Origin of the sequence: Glutamicibacter soli (assembly GCF_003309065.1) — a bacterium.
GTDB lineage: Bacteria > Actinomycetota > Actinomycetes > Actinomycetales > Micrococcaceae > Glutamicibacter > Glutamicibacter soli.
The window spans coordinates 560,211-582,554 of the sequence record NZ_POAF01000001.1 but is presented as its reverse complement, the minus strand read 5'-3'; the positions used below and the strand labels follow the sequence as shown (position 1 = coordinate 582,554).

The 22,344-nt window shown below is 63.6% G+C and carries 15 protein-coding genes; 13 read left to right on the top strand and 2 right to left on the bottom strand.

Annotation, left to right across the window (positions count from 1 at the left end; genetic code table 11):
* Window positions 1-74 precede the first annotated feature (74 nt).
* Both C1H84_RS02730 and C1H84_RS02725 read left to right on the top strand, forming a co-directional pair.
* On the top strand, window positions 75-4,889 hold the full coding sequence (locus C1H84_RS02730) for an NAD-glutamate dehydrogenase (RefSeq protein ID WP_244910787.1): 4,815 nt from the start codon (window positions 75-77) through the stop codon (window positions 4,887-4,889).
* A gap of 9 nt (window positions 4,890-4,898) precedes the next feature.
* Window positions 4,899-6,383 carry a sensor histidine kinase gene (locus tag C1H84_RS02725; RefSeq protein WP_047119499.1) on the top strand — a complete coding sequence of 495 codons (1,485 nt, stop codon included), beginning with the start codon at window positions 4,899-4,901 and terminating at the stop codon, window positions 6,381-6,383.
* Window positions 6,384-6,488: 105 nt separating this feature from the next.
* Here the strand turns inward: C1H84_RS02725 and C1H84_RS02720 are convergent, their stop codons facing one another.
* Window positions 6,489-8,213, bottom strand: a complete 1,725-nt coding sequence (locus tag C1H84_RS02720; protein ID WP_052772406.1) for a lytic transglycosylase domain-containing protein — start codon at window positions 8,211-8,213, stop codon at window positions 6,489-6,491.
* A gap of 205 nt (window positions 8,214-8,418) precedes the next feature.
* On the opposite strand from C1H84_RS02720, the gene C1H84_RS02715 reads away from it, so the two are divergent.
* Window positions 8,419-8,772: an Rv2175c family DNA-binding protein gene (locus C1H84_RS02715; protein ID WP_047119498.1), complete on the top strand. Its 354-nt coding sequence runs from the start codon at window positions 8,419-8,421 to the stop codon at window positions 8,770-8,772.
* A 96-nt stretch (window positions 8,773-8,868) separates the two neighbouring features.
* On the opposite strand, the gene C1H84_RS02710 is transcribed toward C1H84_RS02715, so the two are convergent.
* Window positions 8,869-9,975 carry a polyprenyl synthetase family protein gene (locus C1H84_RS02710; protein ID WP_113606464.1) on the bottom strand — a complete coding sequence of 369 codons (1,107 nt, stop codon included), beginning with the start codon at window positions 9,973-9,975 and terminating at the stop codon, window positions 8,869-8,871.
* Between the two features lie 157 nt (window positions 9,976-10,132).
* On the opposite strand from C1H84_RS02710, the gene dinB reads away from it, so the two are divergent.
* The 10 genes from dinB to murD all read left to right on the top strand — a co-directional run bounded on the left by dinB (window position 10,133) and on the right by murD (window position 22,330).
* Window positions 10,133-11,308 carry a DNA polymerase IV gene (gene dinB, locus C1H84_RS02705; RefSeq protein WP_113606463.1) on the top strand — a complete coding sequence of 392 codons (1,176 nt, stop codon included), beginning with the start codon at window positions 10,133-10,135 and terminating at the stop codon, window positions 11,306-11,308.
* 181 nt (window positions 11,309-11,489) lie between these two features.
* A complete protein-coding gene (locus C1H84_RS02700; RefSeq protein ID WP_047119496.1) occupies window positions 11,490-11,873 on the top strand; it encodes a DUF3040 domain-containing protein in 384 nt (127 codons plus the stop codon).
* Between the two features lie 492 nt (window positions 11,874-12,365).
* Window positions 12,366-12,779 carry a division/cell wall cluster transcriptional repressor MraZ gene (mraZ, locus tag C1H84_RS02695; RefSeq protein ID WP_047119495.1) on the top strand — a complete coding sequence of 138 codons (414 nt, stop codon included), beginning with the start codon at window positions 12,366-12,368 and terminating at the stop codon, window positions 12,777-12,779.
* 171 nt (window positions 12,780-12,950) lie between these two features.
* Window positions 12,951-13,943, top strand: coding sequence for a 16S rRNA (cytosine(1402)-N(4))-methyltransferase RsmH (rsmH, locus tag C1H84_RS02690; RefSeq protein WP_047119494.1), 993 nt, complete (start codon window positions 12,951-12,953; stop codon window positions 13,941-13,943).
* Window positions 13,944-14,085: 142 nt separating this feature from the next.
* A complete protein-coding gene (gene ftsL / locus C1H84_RS02685) occupies window positions 14,086-14,706 on the top strand; it encodes a cell division protein FtsL (RefSeq protein WP_146955833.1) in 621 nt (206 codons plus the stop codon).
* Between the two features lie 77 nt (window positions 14,707-14,783).
* Window positions 14,784-16,598: a peptidoglycan D,D-transpeptidase FtsI family protein gene (locus tag C1H84_RS02680; RefSeq protein ID WP_047119493.1), complete on the top strand. Its 1,815-nt coding sequence runs from the start codon at window positions 14,784-14,786 to the stop codon at window positions 16,596-16,598.
* Window positions 16,592-18,184: a UDP-N-acetylmuramoyl-L-alanyl-D-glutamate--2,6-diaminopimelate ligase gene (locus C1H84_RS02675; RefSeq protein ID WP_053798399.1), complete on the top strand. Its 1,593-nt coding sequence runs from the start codon at window positions 16,592-16,594 to the stop codon at window positions 18,182-18,184. Before C1H84_RS02680 ends, C1H84_RS02675 begins: the two co-directional genes overlap by 7 nt.
* A 50-nt stretch (window positions 18,185-18,234) precedes the next feature.
* Window positions 18,235-19,692 carry a UDP-N-acetylmuramoyl-tripeptide--D-alanyl-D-alanine ligase gene (locus tag C1H84_RS02670; protein ID WP_113606461.1) on the top strand — a complete coding sequence of 486 codons (1,458 nt, stop codon included), beginning with the start codon at window positions 18,235-18,237 and terminating at the stop codon, window positions 19,690-19,692.
* Window positions 19,689-20,792: a phospho-N-acetylmuramoyl-pentapeptide-transferase gene (gene mraY, locus C1H84_RS02665; RefSeq protein ID WP_047119490.1), complete on the top strand. Its 1,104-nt coding sequence runs from the start codon at window positions 19,689-19,691 to the stop codon at window positions 20,790-20,792. The genes C1H84_RS02670 and mraY overlap by 4 nt, the downstream gene beginning before the upstream one ends.
* Entirely contained in the window at window positions 20,774-22,330 is a 1,557-nt protein-coding gene (gene murD, locus C1H84_RS02660) for a UDP-N-acetylmuramoyl-L-alanine--D-glutamate ligase (protein WP_047119489.1), read from the top strand. Before mraY ends, murD begins: the two co-directional genes overlap by 19 nt.
* Window positions 22,331-22,344 lie beyond the last annotated feature (14 nt).

Below are 22,344 nucleotides of genomic sequence, written 5' to 3'. Positions count from 1 at the left end.
ACTACGGGTCCGCAAAGGCGCGGACCAATCGAACCGTTCTTGGAGGCGTTCACTTGAACTCGTCGGATTCCAGCATGACTGAATCATTCATGGAGGAGACTCTCACCCCAACCCTGGTGAGCGAGTACTACGGCCAGATCGCGAAAGAGGATGTTGCGGCCTACAGGCCCAACGAACTCGAATCGCGTGTTGCCGCCCATCTGGAAATCGGCTATCAGCGCGAAGCTGATCACGCCAACGTCGCCATCACCCGCAATGCGGGCATCTCGGTGGTCAACATCGTCACCGACGACATGCCGTTCCTGGTGGACTCGGTCACCGCGGCGCTCGTCAAACGAGAAGCACCCATCCAGCTTGTGGTCCACCCGACCTTCGTGGTTTCCCGCGACCGCGCCAACGGCCAGATCCAGAACCTACGCCACACCGGCACCCAGCACATGGCCAGCGGCGACACCGCTGCGCTGTCGGATTTGAGCACATTGGTCTCCTCCGACTCGCTGACCAAGATCGAATCGTGGATCTCGGTGGAGCTTGCCCGCGAGCTGAGCGACGAGCAGGCCGAAGCCATCATCACCGACCTCTACCACGTCCTGGGTGACGTGCGCGTCGCCGTGAAGGACTGGCCGGCCATGCTGGACCAGGCCAAGGCCATCGCCGAGAGCCTGCCGCAGACCACCAACGCCGGCCAGATCGCCGAGCTGGAGCAAGCCGTGGAGCTGCTGAACTGGATGGCTGACGACAAGTTCACCTTCCTGGGCTACCGCGAATACGACCTGGACACCGTGAACGGCGAAGACGTCCTGGTGGCCCGCCCCGGCACCGGCCTGGGCCTGATGCGCGAACTGGAAAACCAGGGCCCGCAGCACCTGACCAAGCGAGGCCGCATCACCGCCCGCGACAAGCGCGCGCTGATCGTCACCAAGGCCAATGCCCGCTCGACCGTGCACCGCGGCGTCTACCTGGACTACGTGGGCGTCAAGAGCTTCGACGCCAACGGCGAGGTCAACGGCGAACGCCGCTTTATCGGCCTGTTCTCCTCCAGCATGTACACCTCCAGCGTGAAGTCCGTCCCGGTCGTGCGCGAAAAGGTCAAGGCCGTGCTGAAGAATACCGGATTCGCCCGCAACTCGCATTCGGGCAAGGACATCACCACCATCCTGGAGACCTACCCGCGCGATGAGATGTTCCAAATCTCCGTGGAAGACCTGACCTCCACCGCCCTGGGCATCCTGCGCCTGCAGGAGCGCCGCCGCACCTCGGTATTCATCCGCACCGACGACTACGGCCGCTTCGTCACCGCCATGGTCTACATTCCGCGCGACCGCTTCTCCACCATGGTCCGCCACCGCGTGGAGCATGAACTGCAGACCTCCTTCAACGCCGACTCCGTGGAATACGAGGCCCAGCTGGGTTCCGGCGCGCTGGTGCGCCTGTTCTACCGCCTGCGCCTGCAGCGCCACGGCCTGGCCCCGGTCGTCGACCGCAAGGCCCTGGAGAACCGCATCGCCATGGCAGTGCGCTCCTGGTCCGACGCCATCGTCGACGCCGCCCGCGACAGCCTGGAAGCCGGCGTGGCCAACCAGCTGTCCAACACCTGGGCCGAGGCCTTCCCCGCCTCCTACAAGGTCCAGTTCGAAATCGACGACGCGCTGAACGACATCGAGCTGCTCGCCGAGCTGCAGGAGCCTGCGGCCGCCGCCGGCCCGGTCGTCTCCTTCTACGACCCGAAGACCGATGACGAAGACGCGCTGGTCACCAAGCGCATGAAGATCTACGTCGACCGCCCGCTGCTGCTTTCGCGCATCCTGCCGGTGCTGCAGGACCTCGGCCTGGACGTCGTTGACGAGCGCCCGTACGAGCTGAACCCGGAGGGCATCGGCCAGCGCTTCATCTACGACATGGGCCTGAAGGTCGACGAGTCCGTCGACTTCTCCGCCATCCAGGACAAGCTAGCCGCCGCCTACGCCGCGGTGGTCCGCAACGACGCCGAATCCGACAGCCTCAACGCCCTGGTGCTGCGCGAAGGCCTGGACTGGCAGGAAGTCGCGATGCTGCGCGGCTACGCCCACTACCTGCTGCAGCTGGGCGTGCCGAACTCGACCGGCTTCATCGCCAACGCCTTGGTCAGCAACGCCGCAGTCACCCACGGCATCGTGGAACTGTTCCACGCCACCTTCGACCCGAAGCTGAGCGCCGAGCAGTCGCAGGCGCTGCGCGCCTCCGCCCATGAGAAGATCACCGAAGCCCTGGAGGCCGTGCCGACGCTGGACGCCGACACCCTGCTGCGCCGTTTCGTCAAGGTCATCGAGGCCACCAAGCGCACCAATTACTACGCCGAGAACCAGCAGGCGCTGGCCTTCAAGCTGGCTCCGGAGGAAATCGACTTCGCCCCGTTCCCGCGTCCGAAGCACGAGCTGTGGGTCTACTCGCCGCGTGTTGAAGGAACCCACTTCCGCTTCGGCGCCGTCGCCCGCGGCGGCCTGCGCTGGTCGGATCGCCGAGAGGATTTCCGCACCGAGGTGCTGGGGCTGGTCAAGGCGCAGATGGTGAAGAACTCCGTGATCGTGCCGACCGGCGCGAAGGGCGGCTTCTACGCCAAGCAGCTGCCCAACCCGGCCGTTGACCGCGGCGCCTGGATGGAGGAAGGCAAGGGCGCGTACCGCGTTTTCATCCGCACCCTGCTGGAGCTGACCGACAACCTGGTGTCCGACGAGAACGGCGAGCACGTCGTGGCCCCGCCGAACGTGGTGCGCCGAGACGGGGACGATACCTACCTGGTGGTCGCCGCCGACAAGGGAACCGCGAGCTTCTCCGACACCGCGAACGAGATCTCCGAGGAAAAGGGCCACTGGCTGGGCGACGCCTTCGCGTCCGGCGGCTCGGTAGGCTACGACCACAAGGGCATGGGCATCACCGCCCGCGGCGCCTGGGAATCGGTCAAGCGCCACTTCTTCGAGCTGGGCATCGACACCCAGACCCAGGAGTTCACCGCGGTGGGCGTGGGCGACATGTCCGGTGACGTGTTCGGCAACGGCCTGCGACGCACCAAGACGATCAAGCTGGTCGCCGCATTCGACCACCGAGACATCTTTCTGGACCCGACCCCGAACCCGGAAGCAGCCTTCGAGGAGCGCGAGCGCCTCTACCACCTGCCGCGTTCCAGCTGGGCGGACTACAACCGCGAGCTGATCTCCGCCGGCGGCGGCGTCTACTCGCGCAGCTTGAAGTCGGTGCCGGTCAGCCCGGAGGTCCGCGAGGTCCTGGGTCTGGACGCCTCGGTCACGGCCATGTCGCCGAACGAGCTGCTTAAGGCCATCCTTTCGGCCCCGGTCGACCTGCTGTACAACGGCGGCATCGGCACCTACGTGAAGTCCTCCGCGGAGAGCCACGGCCAGGTCGGCGACCGCGCCAACGACTCGATCCGCGTGGACGGTGCGGATCTGCGGGTGAAGGTCGTCGGCGAAGGCGGCAACTTGGGCATGACCCAGCTGGGCCGCATCGAGGCGGCGCTGAACGGGGTCATCCTGAACACCGACGCCATTGACAACTCGGCCGGCGTGGACACCTCCGACCGCGAGGTGAACATCAAGATCTTCGTTGACCGCCAGATCAAGGCCGGCAACATCGATCCAGCCGAGCGCAAGGAATTCCTGCTGTCGATGACCGACAACGTGGGCGACCTGGTGTTGCAGACCAACTTCAACCAGAACGTGCTGCTGCTGAACGAAAAGCATGCCGCGCAGACCTGGGCTCCGGCCTACGAGCGTCTGATGCAGTGGCTCGAGGTGCACGCGGACCTGAACCGGGAACTGGAGTTCCTGCCCAGCTCCGAGGAGCTGGAAGCGCGCCGTGCCGCCGGCGGCGTCATGACCGCACCGGAGCTGTCGGTGCTGGCCGCCTACGCGAAGATCCAGCTGGCCCACGCCTTGTCCGAATCCGACCTGGCCGATGACCCATACTTCGCGCAGACCATGCGCCGGTACTTCCCGGAGCACCTGGTGGAGCGATTCGGAGACCAGCTGCAGTCCCATCCGCTGCGCAAGGAGATCATCGCCACGGTGATCGCCAACGACATGGTGAACATCGGCGGCATCACCTATGTGTTCCGCGCGATGGAGGAAACCAGCGCCAGCGAAGTGCACATCGCCAAGGTCTTCTGCGCCCTGCGCGAGGTCTACCGCTTCGACGCTCAATTCGACGCGATCAACTCCCAGCCTGCCGGCACCGACGTGGACTACTGGGGACGCCAGCACCACGACATGCGCCGCCTGCTGGACCGGGCCACCCGCTGGTTCATCAACCGCGTCGACCAGGAACTGCTGGTCGGCCAGGCGGTGGAGCGCTACGAGTCGATCGTGACCCAGCTGCGCGAAGAGCTGCCGCAGCTGCTGCGCGGCGACGACCAGGAACGTTTCCAGCAGTGGCATGCGGATGCGTTGGCCAACGGCATCGGCGAACGCCGCGCCAGCATGTGGGCCTCGCAGTTCGAATCCTTCGCGCTGCTGGACGTGGCGGATCTGGTGCACCGCACCCAGGAGGACGTGGAGAAGGTCTCGCAGACCTACTTCATGCTCTACAACCTGTTCAATGTCGACACGCTGCTGAACCGCATCACCAACCTGCCGCGTTCCGACCGCTGGCAGGCGCTGGCCCGCGCGGCCATGCGAGACGACCTGTACAGCACGATCATCGACCTGACCAACGACGTTCTGGAATCCTCGGGCCAGATCACCGACGTGGCAGAGCGTGTTGCGGCGTGGGAAGAGGCAAACGCGGCTAATCTGGATCGTGCGAAGGCAATGTTCGCTGAAGTGAACAGCCTGGAACGCGATGACATGGCATCGCTGTCCGTGGCCCTTCGCCTGCTGCGTTCCATCGTCCGGAGGTAATCACCCCTAATGGCCCTCATCACCGAAGATCTACGTCGAAAAGCCGACCTCGGCCCCGGTGATGAGGACTGGCTCCACCTGCTGGTGGGGGATTGGCAGCTGGTCGCGGACCTCGCGTTCGCAGACCTGGTGCTCTGGTTCCCCACCGGCGATGGATCCTATGTCGCCTTGGCGCATGTGCGCCCGTCCACCTCGCACACGACCTTCCACACCGACTTCGTCGGTGAGCGCATCCGCAAGGATCTGCGCATCATGGTGGACCGCGCCTGGGACAGCCGAACCATCCAGCGTTCGGCCGAGCATCCCGGCGCCGATTTGATTCCTGGACTGACCACCGTTCAGGCTGTCCCGCTGGTTCGCCAGAACCGGACCGTCGCGGTGATCACCTCGCACTTCGACCGCAACCAGTCGCGCACCCCCTCGAACTTGGAGCTCGTCTACCGGCAAAGCGCAGACGACTTGCTGGCCATGGGCACCAAGGGGCTGTGGCCCGACTTCGCCAGCCCCACCGGCTCGCGCCGCGGTGCGCCCCGCGTGGGCGACGGCTTCATCCGCTTGAGTGTGGAAGGGACGGTGGAATTCGCCAGCCCCAACGCGGTCTCGGCTTTCCGCCGCCTCGGCGCCGCCGACGTGCTGCAGGGCCAGCCGCTGGCCGACCTGACCATGGCGCTGGTTCGCGACCGCCGTGTGGTCGATGAAACCCTCCCATTGGTCCTCCAGGGCAAGATGCCGTGGCGCACTGAAGTCGAGTACCGCGGCGTCACCCTCTCCCTGCGCGCTATCCCGCTGCGCGATGAATCCAAGCGCTGGGGCGCACTGGTCCTGTGCCGGGACGTCTCGGAACTGCGCCGGCGTGAAAAGGAGCTGGTGACCAAGGACGCGACCATTCGCGAGATCCACCACCGGGTGAAGAACAACCTGCAGACCGTGGCGGCGCTGTTGCGCATGCAGTCGCGGCGCATGAGCTCGGACGAAGGCAAGCAGGGTCTGGAACAGGCCATGCGCCGGGTATCCACGATTGCTTCGGTCCACGACTTCCTGTCCAAGGGACTGAACGAAACCGTGAAGTTTGACGACCTGATGGACCGCCAGTTCCGCCTGATCGTTGAAATCGCTTCGCCGGGGCAGAAGATCTCCACGTGCCGCGAAGGGGAGTTCGGCATGCTCGACGCCGACTTGGCCACCCCGCTGTCGTTGGTGATTAATGAACTGGTGACCAATGCCGTGGAGCACGGCTTGGCCAACCGCGACGGACAGGTGGCACTGATCGCCGAACGCTATCTCGGCACCGACTCCAAGGACTGGCTCAGGGTGACCATCGAGGACGACGGCCACGGGCTGCCGGAAGGGGAGCGCCGTGAAGGTCTCGGCCTGCAGATCGTGCGCACCCTGGTGACCAGCGAGCTGTCTGGGGAAATCCGCTGGCTGCCCGGTGACGAGGGGGGAACGCGGGTAGTCATCGAAATGCCGCTGACCCTGGATCGGCGGGCCTAGCGTCGCAAGACCGCGAAACGGCCAGCTGGTGCGCGCACGCCGGGCGCAATGCAAGGGGCGGCCCGGAGAAGTGGAAACTTCTCCGGGCCGCCCCTTGCGCAGTATTTAGCGGTACTGCTTCATCAACGACTTTACGCTGGCCACGTAGCGCTTGGTGTCGTCGTACATGCCGTACTTCTTCACGCCGCCGAGGCCCTGGTAGTACGCGGCGATGGCATCGTCCAGGTTGTCGGTGTTGTCGAGGTTGTAGCGGATGACTGCAACACCTGCGGTCACGTTGTCCTGCGGGTTGAGCAGGTTCAGCTTCTTGCCCAGGCGGGAGGACATCCACTCGCCGGTGCTCGGGATCACCTGCATGGCGCCCAGGGCGTTGGCGGGGGAGACCGCACGCATGTTGAATCCCGACTCCTGCATGGAGTGCGCCAGCGCCAGCGCCGGGTCAACGCCCATGCGGTTGGCGGTGGACACGATAATGCTTTGCATCTCGCTGCGGCTCGGCACCGAGATCGAGTCCAGGTAGTCCTTGTTCTCGTTCGCGCTGCTGACCACGTGGTCGGCATAGGTGCGGCCGAGGAAGGTGTTGCCAATCTTCTTCTTGGATCCACCGGTGGAGGTCGAGGACACCGAGGAGCCGCTGACCTTGACCTTGGTCCCGATCTGCAGCGGGGTCGAGGTGCTCAGCTGCGGGTTCTTGTCCAGCAGGTCTGACAGCTTCATTCCGTGCTTGGCCGCAATGCCGCCGAGGGTGTCGCCGGACTTCACCGCGTAGCTCGAAGCCTTGGACGATCCGCCCGAAGGCTTGGACGACGAGGAGGACGAAGAGGACGACGAAGCGCTGCCCGAGACCTTGATCTTGTCGCCCGGGAAGATCGGCTTGGAAGCCGAAATGCCGTTCAGGCTCAACAGGGTGCCCAGCTTCATGCCGTTCTTGGACGCGATGCCGCTGAGGGTGTCGCCCGACTTCACGGTGTAGCTCGCTCCGCCGGAAGGCTTCGAGGAAGACGAGGACTTGCCCGAGGAGCTGGAGGAGTTGGCCGAGCCGTTGATGGTGAGCTTGTCGCCCGGGAAGATCGGCTTGCTGGCCGAGATGCCGTTCTTGCTCAGCAGAGCCGAGAGGCTCATGTTGTGCTTGATGGCAATGCCGCCGAGGGTGTCTCCGGCCTTCACAGTGTAGCTGGCGGAGCCGGAACTGGTCGACGAGGACTTGCTCGACGATGACCGCTTGCTGGAGCTTTCGGCTGATCCGCCATCGACCTTGACCTTGTCGCCCGGGAAGATCCTCGTGCTGGAGGAGATGTCGTTTTTCTTCAGCAGGTCGGACAGGCTCATCTTGTGCTTGGCCGCGATCGCGCTGAGCGTGTCGCCGGACTTTACGGTGTAGCTGCTGGTTGCGGATGTGTTCGAAGACTTCGAGGACTTCGACGACGAGGAACCGTGGCCTGGCACCTTCAAGGTCTTGCCAGCGACGATGAAGTCGCTCTTGAGGTCGTTCAGGTCTTTCAGCTTGGAAACGGTGGTCTTGTACTCCACCGCCAAGCTGGACAAGCTGGCGCCTGCCGGGATCTTGATTTCCTTGGTGCTGGCCTTGGCAGGCAGGCCCAGGGAAGGCACGCGGGAAGCAATCAGGTGTGCCTTGATCTGATCTTCAGCGATCTTGATGTTTTCGGGTGTTACCGACTTCGCGGCCGAGCCTGGGGTGTTTACCGATACTGCTGGCGCTGCGTACGCAGCCGGGGCCAAGGCGAGGCTGCCGATGACAGCAGCGGGGATCGCTGCACCTGCGACAACACCTAGCGCATGCGTGGAGACATGGGTCGCTTTGTGGGGCATAGAGTCATTCCTCATTTGTACGGTTGCGATAATCGCGAACAGTCACAAGTGCACCTGAACCGGCTGCTTCAGGAGTTGTTTGTGTTGCAATTGTTATCAAAGTGATACATGAAAATTTACACTACTTGTGTGACGCATGGAAACAGCTGTGACTGGTTTGAACAAAGTTTCTGCGGTGAATCGCAATTTATGGGAACCTTAAGGGGTGAATGACATTCAAGAACTTGTTGGCCAGTGGCTGACCCTGCCCGATCTGGCCGAAGAACTAGACATTGATATTCGCCGCGTGCATCGCATGCTTGATGAGCGTACGATCGTGGCTCTACGCATCGGCGAGCGCAAGGTTCGTTCGGTTCCTGCGGAATTCGTTCAGGATGGCGCGGTTGTCGAGAGCCTCAAGGGTACCTTGTCGGTGTTGAAGGACTCGGGCTACTCCGATGAAGAGAGCGTCAAGTGGCTCTTCACCGAGGACGAGTCGCTTCCGGGCACCCCGATGAACGCGCTGCGCTCGGGCCGCAAGACCGAGATTCGCCGTCGCGCGCAAGCATTGGCTTGGTAGATACACGAAGCTTTGTATAAAGAATAGGTCTCGACATTCCTTTATTTGGAAGGAAAGTCGAGACCTATTGTTATCTATCGGTGATGTTCCGCAGGGCTAGCTACTGCGTTTGGTGACTGCATCGCTGAGGAACTTCATGCCGGCCAGCGCGAGGTCGTGGGTCTGGATTTCTCCCAGAGCCTGCAAGGACTGGACAGTTAGTTCGCTGATGCTGCGTTCGGTCTCCTGCAACGCACCGCTGCCCTGCAGGATAGTGCTGAGCTTCTGCACTTCAGCGTCGGACAAGTCCAGGGCGCCGAGCCTGTTCTGGATGAAGTCCTGTTCCTCAGGGGACGTCAGCAGCAGTGCGTGGGCGATGAGTTCGGTCCGCTTGCCTTCACGCAGGTCGTCCCCGGCCGGCTTGCCGGTGATCTCGGGATCGCCGAAGACTCCCAGCACGTCGTCTCGAAGCTGGAACGCCTCGCCCAAGGGCAGTGCGAACGCGCTGTAGCTATCGAGCAGCTCAACGTTCGCGCGGGCGAGCGCACCGCCGAGCAGAATCGGATTCTCGGTGGAGTACTTGGCCGACTTGTAGCGGACGATGGTCCGGGCGCGCTTCACGGCTTCGGCCGGATCGTAGGCGGGGCCGGCCGACTCTTCGAGTACGTCGAGATACTGCCCGGCCATGACCTGGGTCCGCATGCGATTGAAGATGGTGCGCGTAGCGGCGTCAACGCTTGGAATCGCCGCGAAAAGCTCTTCACTCAACGAAAGGCACAAATCGCCGGTCAGGATGGCGCTGGCCATGCCGTAGTTCGCGGCGCTGCCGGACAAGCCCAGCGACTTGTGCTGCGCTTCAAAGTGCTTGTGCACACTCGGACGCCCGCGGCGGGTATCCGAATTGTCGATGATGTCGTCGTGGATCAACGCCGCGGCTTGGAAAAGCTCCAGCGCGGCGCCCAGCTGGATGACCTCTGCAGAATCCCTGGCGCCGCCTGCGCCCAGGAATCCCCAGTAGGCGAATAGCGGACGGAGCCGCTTGCCGCCCCGTGTCAGATCCCGAATCGCGTTGACGATTTCAGTTGCGCTGGTGGTAATTGACGAGACTTCATCATTCTTGTCGGAAAGGAAGTCCTCAAGCTTTGCGGCAACGGCGTCCGTATAGCTCCGGCTCAGCTCCTGGACTTCAGGCTCAAAGGCCGAGACGGTTTCAGGCAACGACATGCAAAATCAATTCTCCGCGTGAAGGGGCAGATGGCTAGGATCAACTCTACCGGGAATCCGGGAGGATATTTCCCGGATGCCATGGGCAAGTGCAAATGCAGTTCCGGGGTGTTCGGCCGCCAGCGCACTGTCGGAAGCGCGCACTAATATAGCTGTCATGAATGACAAAGAGCATCGCGCGATCCTGCACGTGGACATGGATGCCTTTTTCGTCTCGGTGGAACTTATCGACCATCCCGAACTTCTCGGCGAGCCAGTGATCGTCGGATTCCCGGGTGGGCGCAGTGTGGTCCTGTCGGCCTCCTACGACTGCCGGGCCAGGGGAGTTCATTCGGCCATGCCGATGAGCCAGGCGATTGCGCTGATGCCCGAAGCAAACATTGTCGAGCCGGTCCACGGCAAGTACAACGCCATTTCCGAACGGATCATGGCTTACCTGCACACCGTGACCCCGGTGGTGGAACAGGTCAGCGTCGATGAGGCATTCCTCGACGTTACCGGGAGCATGAGGATGCTCGGAGGGCCGGTTGCCATCGGCCGGCGGATTCGAGAGCACATCCAGAGCGAATTCGGCCTGCCTTCCAGCGTTGGCATCGCCCGCAACAAGTTCGTGGCCAAGTTGGCTTCGACGTATGCCAAGCCGAACGGGATGACGGTCGTCGCGCCGGAACGCACCCTGGAATTCCTGCATCAGCTTCCGGTCACCAAGATGTGGGGAGTGGGCAAACGAACGGCAGACCAGCTCCACTCGCTGGGCATCGACACCGTGGCCCAGCTCGCGGCCGAACCTGAATCTCGGCTCGTACAGAAATTCGGGGAGCATGGCCGGGCTCTGTATTTGCTGTCCCAGGGCATAGATAACCGCCCGGTGCAACCCGTGCGGGAGGAGAAGAGCCTTTCCGCCGAACATACATTTTCCACGGATATCCGGGACAAGGACGTACTGGAGCGCGAACTGCTGAGGCTCGGGCACCGGGTCGGCCAGCGGTTGCGCGCCCAAGACAAAGTGGCTCGCGGCGTGGGAATCAAGTTGAAGTACCAGGATTTCAGTGGGATCAACAGGTCCAAGACCCTCGCCGCCGCAACAGATTCATCTTCGATGATCAGTTCCGAAGCGATTAGCCTGTTCCGCAACCTGTGGCCGCTGGCCCAGCCCATCAGGCTGCTTGGGGTCAGAGCCGAACGGCTTGAAGACTCGGCACAGGGGATTCAGCTGAGCCTGGATCCCAGAGACGAAAAAACACGGGAGGCCGAGCGGATCGCCGACCTGATCAGCCAGAAATTCCCGACGTCCTCCACCGGTCCGGCGCGTTTTCTGCGACCCAAGGAGTAAAGAGCATGTTTTGCCTACCAATGCCTAAGTTAACAGTGGTTAAGATCAACTAGCAGGGCGACGTCAAAAGAGACTATCCTAGAAGTGGGTTCGAATTATGACTGGGAACTTTTCCCGAGCATGAGGCGTTGAACCTGTAGACGGTGCATGATCGTCTGAAAGTCATTGGAAGGAGAAGGCGATGCCGCTATCGGAACACGAGCAGCGTCTGTTGGAGCAGTTGGAAAAGCAGCTGCACGAAGACCGTCGCTTTGCCTCCAACATGAAAGCCCCATCAAGCACGGGGCGGCTTTCAACCCGCAACATCGCGCTGGGTATCCTCTTGGTCATTCTCGGGCTGGCCGGTTTGATTTTCGGTATCTCCCAGCAGATCATCGTTGTTGGTGTCATCGGATTCGCGGTGATGTTCGGTGGAGTCATGTTGGCGTTGAAGAAGTCGGCAGCAGGAAAAATCGGCCAGGGCGCCAAGCCCCGCGCAGGATCCAATGCCAAGAACAATTCTCAGTTCATGAGTGGACTCGAAGAAAAGTGGAACCAGCGCAAGCGGGACCAGTCTGACGGCTAGAGCTGATCGCATTTAGAGGTGTAACCCGAGGGTTGCACCTCTTTGTTTTTTAAATTGTCTTTTGGGCCATTCCACAGGCCGTGCGGCATGATGGCGCTTTGGGCGGCCGGAAGGTCCTGCGCGGTGCCTCGCCGCCGACATGGCCGGGATTGCGATTCTCGGCAATTTCCTAGGGAACCATTTCCGGTTGTCGAACCACCGACTCCACTTCCCTCCCCAAGCCCCTCCACCTTCCACCACTGAGGGCCCAAATCCCGAAAACACGTGCATTTTCGCGCCTTATAGGGATTCTTCCGCACCTTTCGGTCCACAGCTGCCCCTGGAGCCTCCACTGCATTTTCTCCTTTAAACACGCGGAAATACGCTATTTTTTATGTCTAAACCTTCGGCAAACCCAGGTAGGTGCGTTGACAGTGGAGGGTTGTGGAGTAAAGTGGAGTGCAGTAGAGGGAATCGGGGATTCTGACCACTTCGCGGAGAAAGGCGGTGTGCATGTTCCTTGGAACTTACACGCCGCGACTCGACGAAAAGGGGCGCCTGATTCTGCCTGCCAAATACCGTGACGAGTTAGCTTATGGGCTGGTCTTGACCCGGGGACAGGAACGCTGCATCTACGTCTTCAGCCAACGAGAGTTCGAGAAGCAACATGAGCAACTTGCTCAGGCTTCGCTGACGTCCCGCAAGGCCAGGGACTATGCCCGCGTGTTCCTTTCCGGTGCGTCTGATGAAGTTCCCGACAAGCAGGGGCGAGTCACAATCCCGCAGGTGCTTCGCACCTATGGCGGTCTCGACCGCGAGGTAACGGTGATTGGTGCGGGTAACCGCATCGAGATCTGGGATTCCGCAGCGTGGCAGCAGTACCTGCAGGAACAGGAAGAAGTGTTTTCCGAGACCGACGAGGATTAGTCGTCCGATCAGGGGCGGCCACTCAGGTCAACCAAGCAGCTGGGATGAGATCTCCAGCCACCTTGAAGGCGAAATCTTCTGGCTTCACTTCCCCGGAGCCAGAATGTCTCGCCGTCAACGGTTGGAGGGGGATCTGATCTCAGCACCGATTTGAACGCGAAAGGGGGCGCAGTGACGAATCAGGATTCCCAGCGACCAGCATCAGAACGACATGTTCCGGTACTTCTGGATCGTTGCGTCAATCTGCTGGCTCCGGGTATTGAACGAGCCAACGCAGAGGGACGTCGGGCAATCGTCGTCGACTGCACCCTGGGCATGGGCGGCCATTCGGAGGCCATCCTCCAGCGGTTCGAGAATCTCCACCTGATCGGCCTGGACCGCGACGAGCAAGCCCACGAGCTTGCCGGGGCCCGTCTGCGTCCCTTCGAGGACCGCATCGACCTCGTCCACGCGGTCTACGACGAGATCGCCGACGTTGTAGCCGATCTCGGTTTCCCCGGCGTCGACGGCGTGCTGTTCGACCTCGGCGTCTCCTCCCTCCAGCTAGATGAGCGTGAACGGGGGTTCGCCTACTCCTATGATGCTCCGCTGGACATGCGTATGGATACCTCGGCCGGACCTACCGCTGAAGATCTGGTCAACGACCTTGAACGCGAGGAACTGCTGCGGATCATCCGCCAATGGGGCGAAGAGAAATTCGCCGGCAGGATCTCCACTGCGATTGTCGAAGCCCGGGCCAAGGCACGGATCACCACCACCGCCCAGCTGGTGGACGTCATTCGATCCGTTGTTCCCGCCGCGGCGGCCCGCAACCACGGGCATCCGGCCAAGCGAACCTTCCAGGCACTGCGCATCGCCGTGAACGAAGAACTGGACGTCCTGGAGCGAGCCATCCCGGCCGCCATGGGCGCACTGAACATCGGAGGCCGAGTGGTGGTCATGAGCTACCACTCGCTGGAAGACAAGATCACCAAACGACACTTCGTCCAGGGATCGACCTCCTCGGCCCCTCCGGGATTCCCGGTTGAGCTGGAGGAACACAAAGCTGAGTTCAAGGTTCTCACCAAGGGAACCGAAAAGCCCAGCGAAGCTGAAATTGCAGAAAATTCACGTGCCGCCTCAGCCCGCCTGCGGGCCGTGGAACGAGTTCTGAAGAGGAGCTAGTATGAGCCAACGAGCCCAGCGCCGAGTGCAAAAGAACGCAGCCATGACTGCCCAACCAGTTGTTGACGGCAGTGCTGCCCGCGCCGTGCGCCCCGAGCCCGTTTCCGCTAGCGATCTCAAGTTTGCTGACACGCCTCAGCGCGTGACTCTTTCGTTGGTCCCACGGATCAACGAGACGAACAAGCGATCCATGGTCGTCACCTCGGTGGTCATGGTCATGTTATTCGTCGCGGTCATCGTGGCCCTGGTCCTGATGAACACCTCGGTGGCCCAGCGCCAGTACGACATCGTTTCCCTGCGCAATCAGGAACGCGCCCTCTCCCAGGAGAACCAGGCGTTGCTCAAGGATGCCCAGTCGCTCTCGGCACCGCAGGCACTGGCTCGCAAGGCTTCCGACCTCGGACTCGTCGCCCCGGGTGCGCCCGGACTGATTGACCTCTCTGAGGGAAAGATCACCCAGCCAGCTGAAGAAGCGGTCAAGGGCGACAAGAACGCGACGAATTACGACACTCTGCCGCTACCGGGCGAAATCATCAACGGCAGCAAGAAGGCCAAGGCCGCTGAAGAGAAAGCGAAGTCCACGACGCCCGAAACCACGGTTGGCAAGCAGACTTCCGAAAAGCCTGAGAAGGCCGCGGCAGCAGAGACCAAGCCGGAGACGGTCGAACGCAAGGTCGGGGACGACGGACGCCCCGTATTCACCGAAGGCGAGCTCAACGGCGGCACGATTCCGGCGCCGACCATGAAATCCCCGACGGACTAAGGTTCGCTTCCTAAGCTTGAACACAGGGCGGCAACTTGGCTGTCACCAATCCACGATGAAGGAAAGTTGGGTTCACCGTGAGTTCGACTGTCGCTGATACCGCGAAGAAACGCATGCGCTTCGTCTTGCTGCTGTCCATACTGCTGCTGGTCATCATCGCCGGTCGACTCTTCTGGGTGCAGGGCATCAACCCCGCGGCGGCGGCCAAGGAAGCGGCCGATACGCGCAACCGCGTGGAGACCATCGCCCCCACCCGCGGATCCATCCTGGACAAGAACGGCAACGTCCTCGCCGTGTCGGTGGACCGCTACGACCTGGTTGTCGACCAGCGGGACCAGAAGGACACCATCCGGCGCAAGGCGCGCGACGGCTCCAACTCCCGCGAGCGGATTTCCTGGGAACAAGCAATCAAGGAACTGGCCGAGGTGCTCGACCAGGATGTCGACGAGCTGACCAAGGCCATCCGCCCGCAGGACGGCGCAAAGCCCAAGGGCTACGTCATGATCGCCAAGAGCGTCACCCCCGAGGTTCGCAACGAGGTCATGGAAATCGGCATTCCGCGACTGAACTCGGTGCTGCGCAGCGAACGCCAGTACCCGCAGGGCGTCATCGCTGGCCCGCTGCTGGGCTTCGTACGGAACTCCGAGGACCAGAAGGGCGTCGTCGGCGCCGAAGGCCTTGAACTGAGCCAGGAAGACCATCTCGCCGGCACCGCCGGCAAACGCAAGTTCGAGGTCAGCGCCGACGGCGTGCGCATCCCGACCACCGAACTGGAAGAGACCCCCGCAGTGAACGGCCAGGACGTGCTGCTGAGCATCGACAACGACATCCAGTACGTGGCCCAGCGCGCGGCGGAAGCCAAGCAGAAGCAGTTCAACGCCGAGTGGGCCACCGTCATCGTGCAGGAGGTCAAGACCGGCAAGCTGCTGGCCATCGGCGACTCGGCAGAGCTGGACCCCAACAACCCGGGCGCCACCGAACCTGAATTCCGCCGCTCGGTCTCCATCACCCGCGCCTTCGAGCCGGGCTCCACGGGCAAGGCGGCGATCTTCGCCGCGGCCATCGACCAGGGCAAGGTCAAGCCCCTGGACGAGTTCAAGGTCCCGAACAAGAAGACATTCACCAAGGAGACCATCAACGACTCGCTGCCGCACGCCACCTACGACATGACGGCGGCTGGCATCTTCGCCCGCTCCTACAACACCGGCACGGTGATGGTGGGCAATCAGGTCAGCAAGCAGACCCGCTACGACTACATGCGTGCCTTCGGCCTGGGAACCCCGATCGACGTCGGACTGAACGGCGCTAGCGCCGGACAGCTGGCCGCCCCGGAAACCTGGGACCGCCGCCAGCAGTACACCACGATGTTCGGGCAGGGCTACTCGCAGACCGCTCTGCACACCGCATCCATCTTCCAGACGTTGGCCAACGGCGGCGTGCGCATCCAGCCCAGCCTGATCGACGGGTACCGCAACGAGGACGGCTCGATCTCCGAACCGGCCGAGCGCAAGGAAACCCGGGTTGTGAAGGAATCAACATCATCCGAGATGCTCAAACTCATGGAATCGGTCGTTGAGTCGGGAACCGGTACTAAAATGAAGATACCGGGCTACCGCGTTGGCGGTAAGTCCGGAACCGGCCAGGCCGCCAGCGCGAAGGGCTATGACGGTTACACGTACTCCTTCGCCGGCGTCGCCCCGCTGGACGACCCGCAGTACGTGGTCGTAGCCACGATGTACCGGCCGCAGGGCAATTGGCGCAACTTCACGGTGGCGGACACGTTCACCGAAGTGATGAGCCATACGTTGAATACGTACAACGTGCCACCGAGCACAAGCGATTCAGAGGCGTACGACGTCTTTGTAGGTGAGGAACAAAAGAAACCTTGGTAGTCCAGGAACCCGGCACGCCGCGCGCGCTGGAACGTCATTTGCGTCCGCAGTCAGTTGCGGAAACCAGCTTCGAGGAACTGTGCGCGGCGCTCGGCGCCGTGCGCGGTTCGCTGAACCCGGCGGCGAACCCCTTGGTTCGCGGGGTCAGCCTGAACCCGCAGGTGGTGCAGCCCGGGGATGTCTTCCTGGCGATCTCCGGCGCGCGCCGCCATGGGGCGGAGTTCGCCGCCACCGCGGTGGCCAACGGGGCACTTGCACTGATCACCGACGCCCAGGGCCTGGCCCATCTGCCGGCGGACTTCCAGCTGCCGGTGGCGACCGTGGAGAACGTGCGGGCCGTCGCCGCCGCCGCGGCCCAGCGCATCTACGGCACCGCCACCCGCTGCCCGCAGCTGTTCGGCGTGACCGGCACCAACGGCAAGACCACCACCACCTTCATGATCCGCTCCATCCTGGAGGCCCTGGGCACGGAGACCGGTCTGGTCGGCACCATCGAGATGTCCGCGCGCGGGCAGATCATTCCCAGCGTGCTCACCACCCCGGAATCCACTCAGCTGCACGGGGTGCTGGCCAGCATGGCCGAGCAGCAGGTCGACGCGGTGGCCATGGAGGTCTCCAGCCACTCGCTGAGCTACGGTCGGGTGGACGCCCTGTCCTTCGCGGTCGCCGGCTACACCAACCTCACCCAGGACCACCTGGACCTGCACGGGACCATGCAGGAGTACTTCGAGACCAAGGCCCAGCTGTTCACCCCTGAGCGAAGCCAACGCGCCGTGGTGATGGTCGACGACGCGTACGGCCAGCAGCTGGTCGACCGCGCGCTGGTCCCCACGGAATCGCTGAGCCTGGATGCCGGTCACCCGGGCGCCGACTGGCGTGTGGAGAACCTGCAGCACTCGGGCTTGGGCCACAGCTTCAACATCACCCACCGCGACGGACGCACCCTAAGCACCCGCACCGGGCTGCCTGGCATGTTCAACGTGGCCAACGCGGCGCTGGCGGCGCTGATGGTGCTGGCCAGCGGGGTGCCGCTTCACGCGCTGCAGCAGGCGCTGGACGCCAGCGACCCGCTGTCGGTCGCGGTGCCCGGACGCATGCAGGTGGTCGGCGAGTCGCCGGTGGCAGTGGTTGACTTCGCGCACAATTCGGACGCGCTGGCCAAGGCCCTGGACTCGGTGCGCCCGGGCCCCGGGGGACGGCGCATCATCGTCTTCGGTGCTACCGGCGACCGCGACACCACCAAGCGCCCGGACATGGGCGCGGTGGCGGTACGCCACGCGGATATCGTGATCGTCACCGACGACGACCCGCACGGGGAAGACCCGGCCCCGATCCGCGAGCAGGTGGCCGCCGGCGCCGCCCGCGCCATCGAGGCCGAACGCCCCGAGGTGCAGCTGCACAACATCGCGCCACGCGCCAAAGCCGTGGAGTTTGCTGTGAGTTTGGCGGGAGCCAACGACGCGATCCTCGTGGCAGGCCGCGGGCACGAAGTCAGCCAAGACGTCGCGGGAATGGACGTCGAGCTTGACGATCGAGTGGAACTGGCCAATGCCCTGAAACTTCATGGTTTTGTGACCATTCCCTAGCACGCCCAAGTCCACCAACGTCATCGCCCGAGTGTAAAGTCCTTATTGCCATGATTGAACTGTCTTTGACCGACCTGCTGAGCATCACCGGAGGGAAAGCGACGAATACCGTCGCCCCCGGCACCGTGATGACCTCGGCGACCACCGATTCCCGCGACGTCGTACCAGGCTCGCTTTTTGTCGCCAAGCCCGGAGAGTTCTCCGACGGCCACGCCTTCATCGACGCCGCGCTGTCCTCCGGGGCCGTACTGGCGCTGGCCGAGCGTGTCACGCTCGACGAGCAGCGCCGCGAGCACCCGGCGGTCATCGTCCCGGATGCCGTGGAAGCCATGGGCAAGATCGCGGCCCACATCGTCGCCTACCTGAAGCAGAAGAACGATGCGGTGGTTGTGGGCATCACCGGCTCGGCCGGCAAGACCACCACCAAGGACCTGCTGGCGGCCATCCTCTCCGAGGTCGCGCCGACCGTCTCGCCGATCGGCTCCTACAACGGCGAGGTCGGCGTGCCGCTGACCGTCTTCAATGCCACCGAGGACACCAAGTACTTCGTGATCGAGATGGGCGCCACCGGCATCGGTCACCTGACCTACCTGACCGACATGGTCCACCCGAAGATCGGCGTGGTGCTCTGCGTGGGCACCGCGCACGCCGGCGAATTCGGCGGCGTGGAGAACATCGAGAAGGCCAAGGGCGAGCTGGTCGAGGCGCTGGACGCCGACGGCATCGCCATCCTGAACGCCGAGGACCCGCGCGTGGCGCGCATGGCCTCGCGCTCCGGGGGAGCGGTCCGCTTCTTCGGCGCCGGGAGCAAGCCGGTGGAGGGCGCCGGGGTCTGGGCCGCCGACGTGGAGGTCAACTCCCAGGGCCACCCCGAAATGACCCTGCAGTTCCCCGACGGCTACTCCCAGCGCATCACCTCCGGCCTGCTCGGCCGCCACCACGTGGCGAACATCCTGGCAGCTGCCAACGCCGCCTACGCCCTGGACATCGATCCCGCGCTGATTGCCCGCGTGCTCAACGGCCGGAAGGCAGGAAGCCGCTGGCGCATGGAGCGCGTCGAGCGCGCCGACGGCGTGAGCATCATCAACGACGCCTACAACGCGAATCCCGAATCCATGCGCGCCGCACTGGTGACCCTGGCCGAGCTGGGCCTGCCCAGCGGCGAGACTCCGGGGCGGCGGACTTGGGCGGTGCTCGGTGAAATGCTGGAGCTGGGCGACGAGTCAATCCACCAGCACGACCTGCTGGGCCGCCTGGCGGTGCGGATGAACATCAAGAAGCTCGTGGTCGTCGGCCGCGGCGCGAAGGCGGCCTACAACTCCGCGGTGCTGGAAGGCAGCTGGGGCGACGAGGCGTTTTTCGTGGAGAACGTGGACGAAGCCCGCACCCTGCTGCAGGAGCAGCTGGAGCCGGGGGACATCGTCCTGTTCAAGTCCTCCAACGGCGCCGGCCTGCGCCATCTGGGTGATGACATCGCAGCATTCGTGAAGGAAGGCGAGAACGCATGATCGCATTAATCGTAGGAGCGGGCATCGCCCTGCTGCTGACCGTGGTGTTCATGCCGCTGTACATCAAGCTGCTCACGAAGAAGCAGTACGGACAGGTGGTCCGCGACGACGGGCCGATGTCCCACGCGGTGAAGTCCGGAACGCCCACCATGGGCGGCGTGGTCTTCGTGCTGGCGGTCTTCATCGCCTACTTCCTGACCCACGCCATCCTGGGCATGATGGGCCGGGCCAGCGCGGGCATCACGGCCAGCGGCCTGCTGGTGCTGCTGCTCTTCGGCGGCATGGGCCTAGTCGGCTTCCTGGACGACTTCATCAAGATCTTCAAGAAGCGTTCGCTGGGCCTGCGCGCCTGGCAGAAGATCGTGCTGCAGGCAGTGGTGGGCATCAGCTTCGCCGTGCTGGCGCTGCAGTTCCCCAATGACCAGGGGCTGACCCCTGGCTCCACCGCGATCTCCTTCCTGCGCGACACCAACATCGACTTGGCCTTCGCCGGACCGATGGTCGGCCTGATCCTGTTCGTCCTCTGGGCCAACTTCATCGTCACCGGCACCACCAACGGCGTGAACCTCACCGACGGCCTGGACGGCCTGGCCACCGGCGCCTCCATCATGGTCTTCGGCGCCTACACGCTGATGGGCATCTGGCAGCAGAACCAGGCCTGCAGCAACGCGAACGCGCTGGACGTGTGCTATTCGGTGCGCGACCCGCAGGACCTGGCCATGCTCGGCGCCATCCTCTCCGGCGCGCTGATCGGCTTCCTGTGGTTCAACGCCAAGCCGGCCAAGATCTTCATGGGCGACACCGGCTCGCTGGCCATCGGCGGCGCCGTCGCGGCCTTCGCGATCCTCTCCCGCACCCAGTTGCTGCTGGTCATCATCGCCGGCCTGTTCGTCATCATCTCGCTGTCCGTGATCATCCAGGTGGGCTACTTCAAGATCTCCGGCGGCAAGCGCGTGTTCAAGATGGCCCCGCTGCAGCACCACTTCGAGCTGTCGGGTTGGTCCGAGGAAAACGTCGTCATCCGCTTCTGGATCCTGGCAGGCCTGTTCGTGGCCGCAGGTCTGGGCATCTTCTACTCTGAATGGGTTGTCGCACTGTGAGCGCAAACGCCAATGCCGCACTGGCCGAACTGACAAGCTGGGATTCGAACTGGAAAGGCCTGCGCGTTCTCGTGGCGGGCCTGGGCCTGTCTGGCTTCTCCGCCGCCGACACGCTAATCGAGCTCGGAGCCGTCGTCACCGTCCTGGACGGCCGCGACGACGAGCTGAACCAGCAGCGCGGGGAAACCCTGATGATCGTCGGCGCGCACCAGGTGCTGCTGGGCGCCGAGCACGTCACGCACCTGCCGCAGGTGCAGGACCAGCAGCCGCAGCTGGTGCTCGCCTCGCCAGGCTGGAACCCGCGCCACCCGGTCATCGCCGAAGCCACCGAGGCAGGCATCCCGGTCTGGAGCGACATCGAGCTGGCTTGGCGCGTGCAGAACCGCGCGGGGCGCACGGCGCCGAAGTGGCTGGCCATCACCGGCACCAACGGCAAGACCACCACCGTGGGCATGACCGAAGCGATCCTGCAGGCCGCTGGCCTGAAGGCCATCGCCGTGGGCAACGTCGGCACCCCGATCCTGGACGCCGTGCGCGAGCCGGTGGACTACGACGTGTTCGCCGTGGAGCTATCCAGCTTCCAGCTGCACTACACCCACAGCATTTCCCCGGTCGCCTCCGTGGTGCTGAACATCGCCGAGGACCACGTGGACTGGCATGATGGGTTCGAGAACTACAAGGCCGACAAGGCCAAGATCTACGAGCGCACGCAGATTGCCGCGATCTTCAACGTCGCCGACGAGGTCACCCTCGACATGGTGGAGAACGCAGAGGTCATCGAGGGCTGCCGCGCCATCGGCTTCACCACCAACACCCCGTCGGTGTCCATGGTCGGAGTGGTCGAGGACCTGCTGGTGGACCGCGCATTCATCGAGGACCGCCGCACCAATGCGGTGGAACTGATCGCGTTGAAGGACATCGGCGAGATCGTCCCGCGCCACACCGCTGCGAACGCAGCGGCCGCCGCCGCGCTGACCCGCGCCTTCGGCGTTCAGCCGGAAGCCGTGCACCGCGGCCTGAGTGGCTTCGACGCCGGCGCCCACCGAATCCAGGCTGTCGCCCGCCGCGACGACATCCTGTGGATCAACGACTCCAAGGCCACCAACCCGCACGCGGCCGACGCCTCCCTGGCGGCCTTCACCAAGGTCGTCTGGATTGCCGGCGGCCTGTCCAAGGGCGTGGACTACCACGAGCTGGTGGCCAAGCACGCGGCCCGGCTGCGCACCGTGCTGCTGATCGGCACCGACATCCAGGGGCTGCGCGAAGCGCTGGCCGAGCACGCGCCGAAGGTCGAGGTCATCGACATCACCGCCGCGGTGCACGATGAAACCGGCACCCTGCCCAGCGGCGCCCAGGTCATGGCCCGCGCCGTGCACACCGCAGGGAAACTTGCCCAGGCGGGGGACACAGTGCTGATGGCACCGGCCGCCGCGTCCATGGACCAGTTCAGTTCCTACGCCCAGCGTGGCAACGCCTTTATCAGCGCGGTCAGTGATCTGATGGATAGTGGTTCCACGGATCAGAATTCCGACGACTAACAGCACGCAAGAGA